This is a genomic window from Adhaeribacter arboris (assembly GCF_003023845.1).
GTDB lineage: Bacteria > Bacteroidota > Bacteroidia > Cytophagales > Hymenobacteraceae > Adhaeribacter > Adhaeribacter arboris.
Genome location: NZ_PYFT01000001.1, coordinates 822,808 through 838,964 on the forward strand (window position 1 = coordinate 822,808; position 16,157 = coordinate 838,964).

Annotated in this window: 16 protein-coding genes; 7 read left to right on the forward strand and 9 right to left on the reverse strand. The window is 41.1% G+C overall.

The features are described from left to right. Window positions 1-208 precede the first annotated feature (208 nt). Entirely contained in the window at window positions 209-1,906 is a 1,698-nt protein-coding gene (locus AHMF7605_RS03545; protein WP_106926507.1) for a GH39 family glycosyl hydrolase, read from the reverse strand. 301 nt (window positions 1,907-2,207) lie between these two features. On the opposite strand from AHMF7605_RS03545, the gene AHMF7605_RS03550 reads away from it, so the two are divergent. From AHMF7605_RS03550 to AHMF7605_RS03570, 5 genes are all read left to right on the forward strand, one after another. After that, window positions 2,208-3,017 carry an alpha/beta fold hydrolase gene (locus AHMF7605_RS03550; RefSeq protein WP_106926509.1) on the forward strand — a complete coding sequence of 270 codons (810 nt, stop codon included), beginning with the start codon at window positions 2,208-2,210 and terminating at the stop codon, window positions 3,015-3,017. A 63-nt stretch (window positions 3,018-3,080) separates the two neighbouring features. After that, on the forward strand, window positions 3,081-3,485 hold the full coding sequence (locus tag AHMF7605_RS03555) for a hypothetical protein (RefSeq protein WP_106926511.1): 405 nt from the start codon (window positions 3,081-3,083) through the stop codon (window positions 3,483-3,485). A gap of 196 nt (window positions 3,486-3,681) precedes the next feature. Then, a complete protein-coding gene (locus AHMF7605_RS03560; protein ID WP_106926513.1) occupies window positions 3,682-4,134 on the forward strand; it encodes a hypothetical protein in 453 nt (150 codons plus the stop codon). Between the two features lie 891 nt (window positions 4,135-5,025). Next, window positions 5,026-5,904 (forward strand): aldo/keto reductase, encoded by an 879-nt coding sequence (locus AHMF7605_RS03565; RefSeq protein WP_106926515.1) that lies wholly within the window; start codon window positions 5,026-5,028, stop codon window positions 5,902-5,904. Window positions 5,905-5,950: 46 nt separating this feature from the next. Further along, window positions 5,951-6,931: an aldo/keto reductase gene (locus tag AHMF7605_RS03570; protein ID WP_106926517.1), complete on the forward strand. Its 981-nt coding sequence runs from the start codon at window positions 5,951-5,953 to the stop codon at window positions 6,929-6,931. A gap of 545 nt (window positions 6,932-7,476) precedes the next feature. On the opposite strand, the gene AHMF7605_RS03575 is transcribed toward AHMF7605_RS03570, so the two are convergent. Beyond that, window positions 7,477-8,034 (reverse strand): ester cyclase, encoded by a 558-nt coding sequence (locus AHMF7605_RS03575; protein ID WP_199200188.1) that lies wholly within the window; start codon window positions 8,032-8,034, stop codon window positions 7,477-7,479. Here AHMF7605_RS03575 and AHMF7605_RS29615 point away from each other — a divergent pair. Beyond that, a complete protein-coding gene (locus AHMF7605_RS29615) occupies window positions 8,033-8,176 on the forward strand; it encodes a hypothetical protein (protein WP_158267447.1) in 144 nt (47 codons plus the stop codon). The genes AHMF7605_RS03575 and AHMF7605_RS29615 overlap by 2 nt on opposite strands. A gap of 69 nt (window positions 8,177-8,245) precedes the next feature. Here AHMF7605_RS29615 and AHMF7605_RS03580 read toward each other — a convergent pair whose 3' ends face one another. Both AHMF7605_RS03580 and AHMF7605_RS03585 read right to left on the reverse strand, forming a co-directional pair. Beyond that, window positions 8,246-10,447, reverse strand: coding sequence for a S9 family peptidase (locus AHMF7605_RS03580; RefSeq protein WP_106926519.1), 2,202 nt, complete (start codon window positions 10,445-10,447; stop codon window positions 8,246-8,248). A gap of 490 nt (window positions 10,448-10,937) precedes the next feature. Next, the gene (locus AHMF7605_RS03585; RefSeq protein ID WP_146153509.1) at window positions 10,938-11,609 is read right to left on the reverse strand and encodes a hypothetical protein; all 672 of its coding nucleotides are present in this window, start codon (window positions 11,607-11,609) and stop codon (window positions 10,938-10,940) included. 220 nt (window positions 11,610-11,829) lie between these two features. Between AHMF7605_RS03585 and fbp the strand changes: the two genes are divergently transcribed. Beyond that, window positions 11,830-12,843: a class 1 fructose-bisphosphatase gene (gene fbp / locus AHMF7605_RS03590; protein ID WP_106926523.1), complete on the forward strand. Its 1,014-nt coding sequence runs from the start codon at window positions 11,830-11,832 to the stop codon at window positions 12,841-12,843. A gap of 63 nt (window positions 12,844-12,906) precedes the next feature. Here fbp and AHMF7605_RS03595 read toward each other — a convergent pair whose 3' ends face one another. The 5 genes from AHMF7605_RS03595 to AHMF7605_RS03615 form a co-directional block, all read right to left on the reverse strand. Further along, a complete protein-coding gene (locus AHMF7605_RS03595) occupies window positions 12,907-13,479 on the reverse strand; it encodes a pentapeptide repeat-containing protein (protein WP_106926525.1) in 573 nt (190 codons plus the stop codon). A gap of 134 nt (window positions 13,480-13,613) precedes the next feature. Further along, complete coding sequence (locus AHMF7605_RS03600; protein WP_106926527.1) at window positions 13,614-13,820, reverse strand: type II toxin-antitoxin system HicA family toxin; 207 nt, start codon at window positions 13,818-13,820, stop codon at window positions 13,614-13,616. 3 nt (window positions 13,821-13,823) lie between these two features. Beyond that, window positions 13,824-14,051, reverse strand: a complete 228-nt coding sequence (locus AHMF7605_RS03605) for a type II toxin-antitoxin system HicB family antitoxin (protein WP_106926529.1) — start codon at window positions 14,049-14,051, stop codon at window positions 13,824-13,826. A 103-nt stretch (window positions 14,052-14,154) separates the two neighbouring features. Then, window positions 14,155-15,213: an OLD family protein gene (locus tag AHMF7605_RS03610; protein ID WP_106926532.1), complete on the reverse strand. Its 1,059-nt coding sequence runs from the start codon at window positions 15,211-15,213 to the stop codon at window positions 14,155-14,157. A 436-nt stretch (window positions 15,214-15,649) separates the two neighbouring features. Beyond that, window positions 15,650-15,940, reverse strand: a complete 291-nt coding sequence (locus AHMF7605_RS03615) for an AAA family ATPase (protein WP_106926534.1) — start codon at window positions 15,938-15,940, stop codon at window positions 15,650-15,652. Window positions 15,941-16,157 lie beyond the last annotated feature (217 nt).

A 16,157-nucleotide genomic window follows, 5' to 3' on the forward strand; every position in this document is an offset into this window, starting at 1 on the left:
CAGGTACTATTTTGGGTTTGCAGTACGAAGACGATTACACACCATCCCTTAGATATTTTTCGGGACGGAAACTGGATCAAATAACGGATTAAAATTTTAAGTTGAGAGAACCTTCACGCGAGATAGAAATACCGAAGCGGTAATGATATAATTTCCTGGTTTGCATAAAGGTTATTCAATTAATCGTTCAAAAAATCCTTTTAGTAACTCACTTCCAGGTATACAGCAACAGCGACACTCCCTGGCGGGGTAAGAGCATAGTTACCTGAGTTTGTCCATTCATTATTTTCACCAACTCCGGCTTTTGCAAGGTTTGCAATTGCCCGGCTTTTTCCAGTTCTTTTATTTGGGCCGGTGTGGGTTGAGAAGGTGACCCCATTTTCTTCCAGGCTTCGTAAGAATTACTGTGTTCTTGATCAATTCGGTAATGCGTGAAAGTTACTTGCTTCGAAGGAAAGCTTTTTATGGAAATAGTTACCGGAGAAGGGGGCGCGGGCAAATCATCGTCGTGGTAATTCCAAACCATGACGGTCGCCGAGTTTTTACCGGAAGTAGCCAGAGCATTTACATCTGGTTGCGGTCCGCGGACGCTGTGGTCGCGTACCTGCCGGAACGAATAAGTAGTGTCGCCGCTTACTTGAACCCGGTTGCCTTGCATTTTCCCGAACATCCGGAATACGTTAAGTACCGGTTTATCAACGCCATTCGTTGCTAAATCGCGAAAGCCGTAAAACCAAGGTTGGTTTTCAAATTCAAATGACCACGAAACGGCCCCTTTAAAGTTAACCTTAAAATAATCGGCCAGCGCGTATTTACGGGCAAACGAAGCGGCGGTATAACTCGAGTACATGGTACCGTTGCGGTAAGCATTTTCGGGGTTGGTTTGCATGCCGCAAGCGGCGCATCCTTCCGGATCAGATTCGCCGATAATAACGGGTAAATTCTTCAGTTCCGGGTAAGAGGCTACTATCTGAAAACCGCCGGAAATATCGCGTAATTGCTGGCCCATGTTCATGCGTACCATATTATTTACCACTTTAGGAGCCCCTTTGGCATGAAAAGCAATAAAATCCAGGGGAGTACCTAGCTTACCCGTTACCGAATTAGTGCCCCGCAAACAATGATTCAGAAAGTAATTCAGGAAAGTAGCAGCTCCTTTGCCGGCCGGACCCGTTACGTGCGGGCCACCTACTTTGGCCGTTGGCAAAGCCCGTTTTACCGCATCCGCCGAGTAATCGTATAACTTACAATATTCTTCTACGGTTCCGCCCCAGTACTTGCTATTGGGTTCGTTCCAAAGCTCCCAGTACCAGGTTTCTACTTTATTCCGACCATAACGATCAATGGAGTGTTTTACCCAGGCATAAATTAAATCGGCCCATTTCTGATAATCCTTGGGCGGATACGTCCAGCCGGTAAAAATTTTTTCGTAGGATTGGCCCGGTTGCCAGGTATGTTGGTAAGGCTGCGGGTTAATAGACAAAGCTTCGGGCATAAATCCCATTTGCGCCATTGGCCGCATGCCGCGCTCCACATACGTATCCATAATCCGGTCCACAATGGTCCAGTTATACACCGGGTTACCGGCAGCATCTTCGGTGTAAGCATTCGTGGACCCCCATTTCAAAGCAGGTGTGCCGTCGCCGGTGGTAAGCAGGTTATGGGTCCGGATGTAAACTGGTACTGGACTCAGAGCGGCTAACTCCGAGAGCAACTTTTTACCATCCTGCATGTAGGTATAATTTGGCTCGTCGTAGCCAAACCAGGCCCAAACCGGTTCCATGGGCGCAACAGGTTGCTGTAAATCAATTTTTATGGATACAGCGGCTGGTTCAGTTGTTTGAGGAAAAGCGAGGAAAGAGCTAAACCAAAATATAAAGAAAATGAATGCGGGCTTGTGCGTCATATTGCGGATGAAGAAGAAACAGCAAAGATTAAATGTACCACATCATTTCGTTATTAAAAGGATTTCCAAATTAATTCTATCCGGTTCCGGATTATTAGAAAAATAGATTTTGCTTGATTATAGCAAAATAATAAAGTTTTAATGATAAATTTGAATTTTTCTCTTACTTCCCCTTCTCGAATAGTAATTTTGATAGTACTACTGGGAAAGCACATTCTGCAACGGGAAAAACTTCGGGTGGGTAAATCATTCCAAATAAATTGTTGCTTATAATTGTCTTCTGCTAAGCATGTAATGTTCTATGGATGTTCTTAAAAGAAATAATGTAATCATAAAGGGTAAAGGTCAAACTCCCATGTTATTTGCCCATGGTTATGGCTGCGACCAAAATATGTGGCGTTTTGTTACGCCGGCCTTTGAGGAGGATTATAAAATTATTCTCTTCGATCAAATGGGTTTCGGCCAATCCGATTTTTCGGAATATTCGGCGCAGAAGTACAGTTCCTTACAAGCTTACGCCGACGACATTTTAGAAATAGCGGAAGCTTTGGACTTAACCGAAATTGTTTTTGTGGGTCATTCCGTAAGTGCCATGATTGGAGTACTGGCCGCTAATAAAGCCCCGCATTTGTTTCAGAATTTAATTCTAATTGCTCCTTCGCCGCGGTACATCAACGATACGGACTATTCCGGCGGTTTTGCCCCGGAAGATATTGACAATTTGCTGAACTCGTTAAATAGTGATTACCTGGCCTGGTCGGTGGCAATGGCTCCGGTGATTATGGGAAATGCCGATAAACCCGAATGGAGCGAAGAGTTGGCCACGAGTTTTTGCCGGAGCCACGAAGAAATAGCGCGAAATTTTGCGCATCTGACTTTTCGTTCCGATAACCGGGCTGATTTAAAAAAACTTCAGGTTAAATCTTTAATTCTGCAGTGCCAGAATGATGTAATTGCACCTTTGGAAGTAGGTAGTTACATGCAGCAAAATATAGCTAACAGTAATTTGGTAATATTAAATGCCAAGGGGCATTGCCCTAACCTGAGTGCGCCGGAAGAAACAATTCATGCCATTCAAGATTTTTTAACTGCTCACAAAGTGCTTCAGTAAAGATTATTATCCACTATAAACGAATAAATGGGGGAACCAGGCGGGAAAAATCATTTGGCTTGAATGGAGAGAAAGGAATTAAAAAAATTTAACGGTGATCTGTTCTTCGAGGTGCAAAGGAAAGCCGCTAATTCGTACATTTTTACGAACTGGGTGGGCATTCAAACTTTGGAAACAATCCTGCTGGGCACTAACCAGGTACTAGATATGCTGCGCAAAGAGCCGAGTACCGGTATTCTAAATAGTAATAGAGAACTAATCGGCCCCTGGGACGATGGGGCCTTGTACATGGGAAATAAGTGGGTGATGGAATTAAATACTTTAGGAGTCATTCATTTTGCGCACGTACTTGCGCCCGGTATTTACGGCCAACGTTCCTTCGAAAAATTCTTCCAGTTGGCCCAACCTTACCTGCAAATCGAAGTTTTTAATTCTAATGAAGAAGCTGAATCCTGGCTGCTCAGTTGATATAAGGAACTCTCCGTACTTTGCTCTTCTCTCAGGTTCTCAGCAAATTTATTTGTCTGAATAGAAATTTTTGTGTTTTTATAGATTAAGTTAATTTACTAAATAAAGTGAAAAATTGAAAATCTAATAATAAAATTAGTTTAATAATAAAACATTTTAAATATAAATACGTTATTATTGATAAAAATGTATTTATATGAAGTCTTTCGTTTTTACCCTCGCCTTTTTTCTTACCCTTTCGCTAAGAACTTTAGCTGACGATCCAACTACTACTGCCAAGTTAACCAAAGTAACCGAAACCGTGCAAAGCAAGTTTGCGCAAGGTTTTGCCGGAGCAGAAAACGTAACCTGGGAAATAACCGACAAATTTCAGAAAGCTTTTTTTAAGAAGAACGGTATTTATTTTACCGCTTTCTATAATTTAAAAGATGAATTTGTGGCTACCACGCACCACGTAACCTGGAATGCCTTACCGCTTAAATCTTTACACCGGATTGGTAAAATCTACCGGGGTTATAGGATTAAATCGGTTATTCAGTACACCAACCAAGAGAAAGTATACTTTGTAAATCTGGAAAAGAAAAATAAACAATTATTAGTACAAGTACAGCCCGATCAGAATGTCACCTTATTTAAGCGCCTGCAATAAGGTACTCTTCTAGTTATTATAGGGTAGGAGCATTTACTCCTTAAAGGATAGCTTTGGAGTTAATAAAGTATGTACGAAATGGCTTACCTGATTTAAACTTTTTCTAAAAAATCAGGTAAATGCGTACCTCTAATATTGGTACATCCGGCCTGGAAGTTCTTTTTGGCAAAATCTTGCCGGATTAAAACCCGCATGAACCAGCAGCATAGTATCTTTTGTGATATGTAAGGCTGGGTCGCTCGTAAAAATTGCAAGTGTTTTTTCGGCATTCTTGTTTCTAACCCGAATTATTTTATGGTGGCGGCTCCGCCTTGTGTTACCCATCATTCCATTTCCTCCTGCTTTTCAAGTTCTGACTGCAAGAGTTCGCCGGTATAATATTTAGCGTCCTATTGAACGTGGTTTCCGAGTAAGTGAACTAAATTGGGTATATTTAGTAATAGCTCTATGCTTTACTTGGTTGCGAACCAGCCATCCACCACATTTCCCAAAAATGAGAGGTAATCTCTTGTATTATTAAAGCCGCCGCGCTCCAGGTATTGAACCTTAGCTTTGTACCCTCCATGACTATCCGAAAACACAAATCTTCGCCTAAAATTTTAATTTTTTAGGCCGGAGATGGTCCTCCCTATACTTTGTAAAAGTTTAAGAATCCTTATTATGTGTTTTTTACATGGCATTCATAAGTTGATGTACTTCTTCCTTTAAGGACATCCATTAATCATCTTCATTAGTTTAAGAATAAGCAGTTCTTCTATCTATTATTTACTGAACATCTTTCTGTTTACTAGTTATAAAACCCGAATTAATTTATCCGGTTATACCTCAACAGCACCGGAATAGACACGTACTAAGAAGTTAATTCTGGTTTAAACTTAAAAACGAAGGAATATGGCTAACGAATCAACCCCCGCCTTTTCTACTGATTATACAATTGGCGGCGAATTTACAATTAACCGGATGGGCTATGGCGCCATGCGCATCACCGGTACTGGTATCTGGGGCCCGCCGCCAGACCGGGAAGAAGCCATTCGCGTGTTACAAAGAACCGTAGAGTTGGGCATAAACTTTATTGATACCGCCGATAGCTATGGTCCCCACGTGTCCGAAGAATTAATTGCCGAAGCTTTACACCCTTACCCCGCGGATCTGGTAATTGCTACCAAAGGTGGTTTGCTGCGTACCGGTCCTAACCAATGGCCCATTAACGCGCACCCCGATCATTTACGCGAAGCCTTGGAAGGAAGCTTGCGGCGATTAAAATTAAACCAGATTGATTTATACCAACTGCACCGGGTAGATCCCGAAGTGCCTTACGAAAAAACTTTAGAATTTTTACAAAAAGTACAGGAAGAAGGCTTGGTAAAGCACATTGGTCTTTCGGAAGTAACGGTTGACCAGATTAAAAAAGCGCAGGAGTACGTAAAAATTGTATCGGTGCAAAATATGTACAGCGTAGATAACCGTAAGTGGGAAGAAGAACTGGAATATTGCCGGCAGCAAAACATGGCTTTTATTCCCTGGTACCCACTTGCCGGGGGTAATTCGGAAGCACTATCTAAATTGGAGAAAATCGGGCAAAAATACCAGGCTACCAAACAGCAAATTGCGCTTAGCTGGCTTTTGCATCACGCCCCCAATATTTTGCTCATTCCGGGTACTTCTAAAGTAAAACATCTCGAAGAAAACTTTAAAGCCGCCTCTATTTCTCTTTCTCCGGAAGATTTAGATGAATTAGATCAGCTTAAAAAAGCAGGAATTTCGGGCTAAGTTTTCTGGAACTTAAAATATCTAAATAGATTATTAAACGAGAAAGATGGAATATATCCGCTTAGGTAACACCGGAATGAAGGTGTCCAAAATTTGCCTGGGTTGCATGACTTACGGCACTCCAACCGAGCGCTGGCCCTGGGCCCTAAACGAAGAACAAAGCCGGCCTTTTATTCAGAAAGCGCTGGAACTCGGCATAAATTTTTTTGATACCGCCGATGTATATGCCAATGGGGCCAGCGAAGATGTGGTCGGGCGGGCGTTAAAAGATTTTGCCAAACGGGACGAGGTGGTAATTGCTACTAAAGTGTTCAACCCTATGGGACCCGGTCCCAACGACCAAGGTTTATCGCGGAAGCACATCATGAGCGCTATTGATGCTAGTTTACGGCGTTTAGGTACCGACTACGTAGATTTATACCAGATTCACCGGTGGGATTATGATGTTCCGCTGGAAGAAACCCTGGAAGCTTTACACGACGTGGTGAAGGCGGGAAAAGCGCGCTACATTGGCGCTTCATCGATGTTTGCCTGGCAATTTGCCCAAGCTTTGTATACCGCCGATTTACATGGTTGGACGCGCTTTATTTCCATGCAGCCGCAATATAATTTGGTATACCGCGAAGAAGAACGGGAAATGCTGCCGCTTTGCCAAGATCAGAAAATAGCCGTTATTCCCTGGTCGCCATTGGCACGGGGCTTACTAACCGGTAAACGCGCCAAAGGTGGGGGAGAGACCGAGCGCGCCCGGACCGATGCCTTCGGTAAACCCATTTACACCCGCGACGATGACTTTTATATTTCTGACCTGGTGAATGCTATAGCCCAAAAAAAAGGTATTCCGAACGCGCAAGTGGCCCTAGCCTGGTTATTAGCGAAGCCCATTGTAACCGCTCCCATAATCGGCGCCAGTAAACCGGGGCACCTGGAAGATGCAGTAGGAGCATTATCCGTTAAACTTACTTCCGAAGAAATTAAGCAATTGGAAGAACCTTATCAACCGCATCCTATACTCGGTTTCTCTTAAATAATCAATCATGATAAATTTTTAAATAAATTATCATTTCATGTAACCTAACGGTTTTGTTATCGTTAGAGAATATTGTAAGCTAAGACAATAATGTTTTAGTACATACAAAAAAAGCCAGACTTGAAACGTTTGGCTTTTTTTGTATGTACTCCGTAGTATACTACTTATTGATTTTCCTTTCTCATCTTCTTTGTAATCAAGCATATACTAAATACTAGATTGAAGTAAAAAATCTACTAAGGGCGGTTATCTTTGGAGCCTGCCCAGTCTCCATTTGACGGTGCGGATGCGGTTAGCGAAGTAACCAGTTTGCCTCGTGGCCGGCGGGCCTCGTTTAACTCTTCCGGCCGGGTCTAAGCTTCTTTTGTGCGTGCCTCACCATGGCTCGTTCCTCGGCACCAGAACCTGAGAAGGCACTCCACCGCCAAATTGGGGTCTTTTTCTCTTAACTACTGCTTATTTGTAATCATCATAGTTGAACCGGCAAATACCTCTTTATTTTTTAATTTTGTTTAAGTAAAAGCTTGGCTGAAGAACACTTTTCAGTTTTCTTGCTGTTGCTGTAATTGCTGCTCAAAACCGAATCTATCCATCTGAATCCAGTATTCCATGATTTTTCCGTTTTTAACCCGGTAAACGGCACTCGCAATTTCGTTTAATGGTTTGCCCGTAGCATTATAACCATCCAAATTGGTGAGGTGGTGGCCGCTTTGTTTCCAGCGGGCATATACTTTATCACCATCCGCTAAGAGTTTGGTAATTTCAAAAGTATAGTTACCGTATTGCGTTAATAATTCCCGCACGTGGGCGGCGTAATTTTCCGGGGTTCGGGTTACGGTTGTTTTCTTTTCGGAGTTAAGTTGATGGGCCAAAACCGTTTCGGCCAGGTATTTTTTTGCTTGATCCGGTGCTTTGCCCGAACGTACTTCTGTTAAAAATGCTTTTACAATTTCTTTGCTGCTAATAATTGGCGGTACCATTTTTTTCTGCTCCGGAAGAGTTGGTAATTGATTGGAAGACGGGCTACTTACTTCTTTTTGTTGGTTATTATTTTTCAGGAACGCGGCTTTAGCTACAAAATTAATTTTTTGCTGCTTCATGGGATTTAAGGAACTGATTAACAATAAGGAAAATATTTCTGAAAAGGAAGAGGCAAAATTTTTTAAAAACTCTTTAAAAAGTGTAACCGAAGAATCACCTATTCGTATAAAAAATCTGAAAGCTAAAGCCAGTAAGTTTTAGTAAACAAAAGAAAGCCAGACTTAAAACGCCTGGCTTTCTTTATGCCCTTTCCGTAGCAACTTGCCTGTTTTACCTTCCTCCCGGCGGACAATGTTGTTTTAAATAATTGGTGTATAAAGTGGATAAGTGTTCGTGGGTTCCTTCGCCTTCCGAAATGCTGTGGGTACGGTTAGGGTAGGGCATTACCTGAAATTGTTTGTTGTACTTTATCAGTTCGTTAATGAGTTGTTCGGCATTGTTGTAATGTACGTTATCGTCGCCGGTGCCGTGGATGTAGAGCAAGTTGCCGCGTAAGTTTTTGGCGTAGGTAATCGGGGAGCCATTTACAAAATCTTCTTTGTTTTCCTGCGGCAAACCCATGTAGCGTTCCTGGTAAATATTGTCGTAAGTGAGCTGGTTACCCACGGCGGCCACGGAAATTCCGGTTTTATAAATTTGTGGGTACTGAAATAATAAATTTAAAGTAGCCGAACCGCCGCCACTCCAGCCCCAAACTGCCACGCGGGAAGTATCGATAAAAGGCATTTTTAAAACTTCTTGAGCCGCTAAAGCCTGATCTTTAATATTAACCAGACCAATTTTGCGGTAAACGCTTTTACGCCAGTCGCGGCCTTTGGGTACCGGCGTGCCCCGATTATCGATGGCCATGTACACGTATCCGTCATCGGCCATTTTGCCTTTGTATAAATGATTGTTGCCGATACCGTACTCATCTTTTACTTCCTGGCCCCAGGGTTCGGTATACACGTAAAATACTACCGGGTACTTTTTGGTTTTATCTAGGTGGGTGGGTTTTGCCATCCAGGCATCCATTTCTACGCCTTCGCTGGTTTTAATTTTGAAAAACTCCAAATTGGTTTTTGCTTTATCTGCTTTGGCCAGGGCATCGGCTACCACGCTGGTTTTATCTAAAGGCTTATGGTCGGGCAGGCTTACCCATTCCGTCGTATTAGGCGTGTAATAATTCGAAAATTGGTGCCGGGCAAACTTCGCGTTGGGGGATAAATAATATTTATGCGTGCCCGGCTGGGTAGCGGGAGAAAGTCGCTCTGCTTTCCCTTTACCATCCAGGCGAGTGCGGTACAAATAAGCTTGCGTAGCATTTTCGGGCGAAGCCATAAAATAAACCATTCCTTCCGGCTCGGCTATTTTTACCATTTCCATGACGTCGTAGTTACCGCGGGTTACCAAAGTTTCTTTTTTGCCATCCCGACTTACCCGGTACAAATGCCGCCAACCATCTTTCTCGCTGGCCCATAGAAATTCCTGCCCTTTTTTCAGCCAATCCCAGCCGCCATTCGCGTATTTAGGGTCCCATAAGGCTAAAACATCAATCCAGGCTGCATCTTTTTCCTGGTAAATGGGTGTAACCTGACCGGTACTGGCCTGGCAAACAAATAAGCGGCTTTCGTTTTGTTTGCGGTTTAACTGCTGTACAATTATTTCATTCGGGTTTGCCGTCCATTCCAGGCGGGGAACGTAGTGCTGGCGCGGGTCGCCGGGTAATAACATCCAGGTAGTTTTAGCATTAGTAATATCTACGACACCGATTTTGTAAGGCGAAGGAGCTTCGCCGGCCACCGGATATTCTACGGGTTTTACTTGGGAGTAAACCGAATCGGTGAAATTAATCATTAAATAATCTTTTACCTGATTGGCATCAATCTGCCAGTAAGCAATCTTTTTACTATCGGGGCTCCACCGGAAACCGTTGCGGCAAAAAAACTCTTCTTCGTAGGCCCAATCAAAAGTCCCGTTAATTAGTTGGCGCGTACCATCGGCGGTAAGTTGTTTGGTTGTTTTGGTGTTTAAATTTTCGGTGTAGATATTATTTTGGCTGACGTAGGCTACCTGGTTGTTATCCGGGGAAAATTGAGCGAACATCAGGGAGGCCGCTGGTTGGTTCTTGCCAATTTGTTCCAAAGTTTGCGTGGCCAGGTTATACACCCAGTAATCGCCGCGGGTATGCAGTCGCCAGACTTTGCGGGTATTGGTAAAAAGTAAAATCTTCTGCTCATCCGGAGAAAAAGAAAAACTGCGGATAATAAGCGGCGCGGTTTGACCAGCCGGAATTAGTTTTTCTTTGGCAAGAAGTACTTGTTTTTCGCGCCCCGGCAAGGTGAATTGAACAATGTTTCCATCTTCCTGTTGCACAAAAGCATGGCCGGATTTCAGCCAGGTTAAAGGACTACTGTTTTGAGCTTGGGAGAGAAAAGATAAACCGATTAGTTGAATCAGAAGCAACCAGTCCCGAAAAATTTTACATTTCATGAAATAGAATTAAAGACGAAATTTATAGGGGCAAGTAAAAGTTTTACATAATACGTATAACCCTTAAACTTGATTTTTTTTGCCATATTTAATTCAAAACGTTCCAGGAATTTAGATTTTCACCAATTAGATGCCTTAGGATTTAATTTGGATAAGAAATTAAGTTTAATGCAAACAAAAATAATTATCCCTAAGAAGGCAGAAGGTTCGTTAAGTTCTACGGGAAAAAGTTGATATAACGCGAGCGTCCGCGCTCGTGTTGCGCATCGTCCGGCCTCTGGCCGTTAGGAATTTAACTCCAATCATTTTATATAAGCATGTGGGTTCGCCCGGTCGGAGGCCTCCCAATTATCTTCACGAGCGTAGACGCTCGCGAAAGTAGTATTTTTTAGAACTTAACCGACCTACATTCAAAAGGTCTTTTTTCTCTTAATGCGCTTAACTTGATGATATCAGGTAAAAGCTTGTAAAGCAAATTCTACAAACACATTCAATTACTACGAACACTGCGGTAGCCAAAACCAAACAAAGTATGCAGGGCAATGTTGGGTACCGTAGCGGTACCGCCGCCCAGTAAAGGCATGCGGGCCCAGGCGGCGGTGAGTTTTACTTCCGGCCGAAAATACCAATGTTCCGCTCTGCCCAAGGGCGGCCCAGCCGCGGCTTGCAGACAAATGCCGGAAATATGGTAGCCACCTCCAAAAAAGCTTTTTACGGGGTTAATGGCATTGCCCCGAATGCGGCCTTCCGGGTGGCCGATAACCAGGCCCAGCCCAATCCGGAAAATACCCGGCGAACTTCTGGAAGGTAAGGTTCGGCTAATTAGGGCCAGGTTGTACCCGTGCGATACTTCAAAATGCTGGATTTCGGGGGCAGGATTTTGCAGGTACAATTTGTGATGCACCAGTTCGGCGCTCCATTTTTGGTAACCTACCCGGTACGCGTAATAAGGCGAACCACGCCAAGGACGGGTATGGTAACGGGCATTAACTTGAATAGTAGATTCTCCGGGTTGTTTTATTCGTAAAGTAGTAGGCAAGCTCCAGGAAGTGCCGGCAAATACTTCTGCCGTTAAGCCTTGTCCAAAAGTTTTATGGTAACTGCCAAAAAATAACAGCAGTACTAGCAGCCTGGACCGGTAAATTATTTTAATCTCTACCATTACCCAAATAACCCTTTCAACTACGAATAATACCACTGCCAGGATAACGAGAAAAGATAAAAGGAGTTGATAAAACAATCCTAAGCAAATTAGTTTGACAAATACAAAATTCAGGAAAAAGATAAACCAGATCAGCCGGCTGCCTACAAACCCTTTTGTTTTATAAATTATTGATTCTAAATTAGATGGTAATACTATCTTCTCCTTCAACACTTTTCTTATGGAAACGAATAATCAATTAGGTTTACCGGTAGGGGTAACCCTGGACCGGTTTATCAAGCGGAGCCAAAGTGCCTTTGGGTATGCTACCGGGGAACTGTCGCAGTTATTGCGTGATATTGCTTTGGCCGGGAAAATTGTGAATCGGGAAATAAACCAGGCGGGCTTGATTGGTTTAGCCGGCAGTATGGGAAATGCGAATGTGCAAGGGGAAACCCAGCAAAAACTGGATGTAATTGCCAATATCCGCTTTGTTCGGGCTTTAAAGAATGGGGGAGAGGCCTGCGCCATTGTTTCGGAGGAAGAAGAAGATATTATTTACACGGGCAATGATACCGGCAAATACGTGGTGGCCATGGACCCCTTGGATGGTTCTTCTAATATTGATGTAAACGTATCGGTAGGAACAATTTTTTCTATTTACCGGCGCGTAAGCCCCCTCGGCACCAAAGCTACTTTTGAAGATTTTTTACAAGGCGGCGAAAAACAAGTGGCCGCCGGCTATATTTTATACGGCACTTCTACCATGCTGGTGTATACCACCGGGCACGGGGTAAGCGGCTTTACCTATGAAACATCCTTAGGCGAATTCTTTTTGTCGCACCCGGATATAAAAAGCCCGGTAAACGGTAACATGTATACTTGCAACGATGCTTACATAAAAAATTTTCCGGAAATGGTGCAGGAATATATTCAGCGTATCCGGGAAAAGGGCTGTACTGCTCGCTACATTGGTTCGATGGTGGCGGACTTGCACCGGAACTTGCTGAAAGGGGGCATTTATTTATACCCACCGGTGCCGAAAACACCCGATGGCAAGCTGCGTTTGTTGTACGAATGTTATCCGCTGGCCTTTTTAGTGGAGCAAGCCGGCGGCAAAGCTTTTGACGGAAATCACCGGACTTTAGAAATCCTTCCTAATTATATTCACCAGAGAAGCCCGCTTTATATTGGTTCGGCCGCGATGGTAGAGGAACTAATGAAAACCATCCAAAAACCCCAGGAATTGACTTAAATTTGTAAATTATTTATTCTGAAACAACCCTTTGAGAAATCAGCCAGGAATTCTCCGGATGATTTACTCAATTATCAGGTCGTATTTAGCCAATAAGCCGCTTAAACCCGACGACGAGAATTTTGCTTTTTTGGCGGTATTTAGCTCTAAATCAATGGCGTAATGATAAGCCGTCCGGAAATCCGTTTTGGTGAGATTAGTACGATTAAACAAGGTTTGGTCTAAGTCGCAGTTTAGAAACGTTGCTTCGCTTAAATCACATTCGGCAAAATTGGCTTCTTTAATGCTGCACGTATCGAAGGTAGTTTTCTTCAGTTTCTTGCCCACATAACTGGCAAAATCGAGGTTGCAGTGGTAAAAAGAAACGGCAAACAGAAAATTATCGCAGCGGCTGAAATTTAAGCCCAATAACTTGGAGTTCCGGAAAACCACGGTTTGTAGTTTCGCCTGGTCCAGGTTAGCCAGCCCCAGATTACAGGTATCGAAAGTACAATCAATAAACAAAGCCCCGGCAAAAGAGCTTTCGGCAAAATTACAGTTTTTAAACGTACAGGCATTAAACTCCGTACCGGCCAGCTTCTTTCCCGAAAAATCAATTTTATCAAAGGTAATTTCTTCGTGCAGTAGTTCTTCCATAAACGCGTTTTAGGTACGCAAACCTACGGTTTTTTAGGGTAACTTTTAGGTGGAGGAAATTTGAGAAGTTGCAATTTAGGAAGCAAGCCTAAAAAAAGAAAAAACTAATACTAGTGCGAGCTTCTAGCTCGTTATTAATCTAACTCTTTTGGATCAATACCGGCTTGTTTTAGAATACCGTGTAAGGTGCCTTTCTTCAAATCTTTGGCGTGCATGGGAACAACGGTACGTTTGCCAGATTGTTGATTCACGTAGATTTGGTGGCTCCCTTTGGTTCGTACCCGTTCAAAGCCATGTAACAGCAGCAACGCAATGACTTCTTTAGGTGTATAGGATTTCAAACTTTAAGAAGCCAAGGTTAAAGTATATTCTAAGCTGTTACTATCGTCCGGAATGGATTCTCCCTCTGCTTCCAGGCTTTCGATATAAAGGCTTATAGCTTCTTTCGCCATTTCAATGGCTTCGGCGATGGTTTCGCCTTGTGTAAAACATCCAGGTAAAGCGGGTACGCTCACGCTAAAACCGCCTTCTGCTTCCGGAGTTAATAATATTCGATAAGTACGCTGTGACATAAATCAAATTTAATTAAAATTTTTCTTTTGTTGGAGATACGAAATCTATGCATAACATAGAGGATACTAGTTGCAATATCGCACTAGCAAGGATTAAGTGAAGTTATTGATTATTAATAACGGATGCTTTTCTAAAATTATCAATTTTAATTAACAACTCTTTCATTTCTTTTGGGAATTCAGAAGGGCTAATATTATTTATAATATTAGTTTGCGAGATAGTTATAGAATAATTTTTTTGTAAATATTCATTAAGACAGGACAAAAATTCTTTACCGGGAATTATTTTAAACCTGTGGTTTACCTCTTTCCATTTTTCTTCAAAATCCTTAAGGAGTTTTGCAAATATTGTAGAATCATCTAAATGCTTATTTAATTTTTTCTCATACGGTATTCTTTTCGCTTGTAACTGAGATTGGATTTTTATCTTGAAATCTTCTGTAATATTTTCTAAAATTTGATTCATATCTTCATCAAAAGCGACTTCTTTCCCAGTTTTTAAATTTAATTCTTCAATTCTTTTATTGATGGTTTGTCTTAAATGGATTGGTATGATAAGGAAATTTTCTAACTCTTTATTTGAATGAATATGAACAAAATAATTATCTTTCTTTAATTCAATCTCTTCCTCATCAATTTCCTCATCAGATCTATAATCTCTATCAAAAATAACTGCTGACAAAATAGATGTTCCAATTGTTCTTTCTATACCTTCTTTGAAAACCTTTAACCTAAAAGGATTAAAACCTTCCACAGGGATAACAGCAAAGTCAGATCTATTTGCTACATGTTCTAATTTTAATTTTCTAGCAAATCTAGAAAAAAGTAAAAAATCTTTTCCCTCAACAAATAATACTCCTCTAGTTTTTGCTATTTGAGTTAAAATAGGATTCAAATTCGAACCAAGAACATCAAAAATCTTTTGTAATTCTAATGGATTTTTTATTCTCCTCGCAGATTGATTATGTTTGTTTATTATTAAAATATCATTAATTTCAGTTTCACTTATTAATTCAGTAGAATGGATAGCAATAATTATGTCAGGCCCTAAATTTTTTAATATACCTAAAAGTTGTCGTTGTAAATCTGAATGTAAGTATATGTCTGGTTCATCTATTATAAAAAGAGTAGAATGTTTATTTTTAATAATATAAGTTAGCATCTAGCACCAAACATGGAATCCAAAACCAGCCCAAAATATTTCTCTGGGTATTCTCTCTTCAGGGCAAAACATATTAATTGTAGGTCTTTCTCCTGAATAGTCTATTTCAGGTGAATTAATATCCATACCAGGCCATGTAGAATTAATAAGCTCTTTAAATTCTTCAAAGTCTTCTGGAAAGTGATGCCAAATATTACGAAAGTTTCTCGATACTTTGTAAGTTAATAAAGCTAACCTTACAGCTTCTTTTAAGTATAAATTCTCTTTGTGATCAACTGGACCAAGAATAGGAACAAAGCCTATTTCAATGTCAAAATTTTGTTTGAAGTCTTTAGTGTTTTAATAATCTTCACAGGTGAATTGCAAATCAAATAACATTCTCCTATTGCAGGAAAAACTATCTCAATAGAAGAATTATTAGAGAATCTAAATTTAATTAAAGCTGGACCTTCGTCATGGTAGTTAAAAAAACGTTTTCAGTAGCTATAGGCAAATCCTTTAAATCAATATGATAGCCATATGTTTGATTTCCATTAATATGATTTATAAGTACTGGCTTATTATACCGAGCTTTCTTTAAACCTTCACTTAGAATTTTTAAAGCTCCAATTATAGTAGATTTCCCAGCGTTGTTTGGTCCAACAAGTATATTAAATTCATTTAAGGATACTGAATAATTTATAAAGGATTTATAATTCTTACAAGTTATGTTAGATAAATGAATCATGAAGGTTTATTAAAAATAATTATTCTAACAGTTTTAATCATAAGCAATTTCAAAAGAGTGTTTTACTTATGAAGGTATATTTAAGTTCAGTAATATATTATAAAAAATTATATTATGCATTTACTTAATAAAATTTAATTGACTATAAATTATATCCAGAAGAAAACCTTCTTAAAGTTTTACTTTATTCTACTATTTACACTTCTAACAACAATCA

What these genes read in the sequence shown, in the direction of transcription:
- AHMF7605_RS03545 (WP_106926507.1), bottom strand. Translation starts at nt 1,906, where the DNA reads ATGACGCACAAGCCCGCATTCATTTTCTTTATATTTTGGTTTAGCTCT.
- AHMF7605_RS03550 (WP_106926509.1), top strand. Translation starts at nt 2,208, where the DNA reads ATGGATGTTCTTAAAAGAAATAATGTAATCATAAAGGGTAAAGGTCAA.
- AHMF7605_RS03555 (WP_106926511.1), top strand. Translation starts at nt 3,081, where the DNA reads ATGGAGAGAAAGGAATTAAAAAAATTTAACGGTGATCTGTTCTTCGAG.
- AHMF7605_RS03560 (WP_106926513.1), top strand. Translation starts at nt 3,682, where the DNA reads ATGAAGTCTTTCGTTTTTACCCTCGCCTTTTTTCTTACCCTTTCGCTA.
- AHMF7605_RS03565 (WP_106926515.1), top strand. Translation starts at nt 5,026, where the DNA reads ATGGCTAACGAATCAACCCCCGCCTTTTCTACTGATTATACAATTGGC.
- AHMF7605_RS03570 (WP_106926517.1), top strand. Translation starts at nt 5,951, where the DNA reads ATGGAATATATCCGCTTAGGTAACACCGGAATGAAGGTGTCCAAAATT.
- AHMF7605_RS29615 (WP_158267447.1), top strand. Translation starts at nt 8,033, where the DNA reads ATGGGATTTAAGGAACTGATTAACAATAAGGAAAATATTTCTGAAAAG.
- AHMF7605_RS03575 (WP_199200188.1), bottom strand. Translation starts at nt 8,034, where the DNA reads ATGAAGCAGCAAAAAATTAATTTTGTAGCTAAAGCCGCGTTCCTGAAA.
- AHMF7605_RS03580 (WP_106926519.1), bottom strand. Translation starts at nt 10,447, where the DNA reads ATGAAATGTAAAATTTTTCGGGACTGGTTGCTTCTGATTCAACTAATC.
- AHMF7605_RS03585 (WP_146153509.1), bottom strand. Translation starts at nt 11,609, where the DNA reads ATGGTAGAGATTAAAATAATTTACCGGTCCAGGCTGCTAGTACTGCTG.
- fbp (WP_106926523.1), top strand. Translation starts at nt 11,830, where the DNA reads ATGGAAACGAATAATCAATTAGGTTTACCGGTAGGGGTAACCCTGGAC.
- AHMF7605_RS03595 (WP_106926525.1), bottom strand. Translation starts at nt 13,479, where the DNA reads ATGGAAGAACTACTGCACGAAGAAATTACCTTTGATAAAATTGATTTT.
- AHMF7605_RS03605 (WP_106926529.1), bottom strand. Translation starts at nt 14,051, where the DNA reads ATGTCACAGCGTACTTATCGAATATTATTAACTCCGGAAGCAGAAGGC.
- AHMF7605_RS03610 (WP_106926532.1), bottom strand. Translation starts at nt 15,213, where the DNA reads ATGCTAACTTATATTATTAAAAATAAACATTCTACTCTTTTTATAATA.
- AHMF7605_RS03615 (WP_106926534.1), bottom strand. Translation starts at nt 15,940, where the DNA reads ATGATTCATTTATCTAACATAACTTGTAAGAATTATAAATCCTTTATA.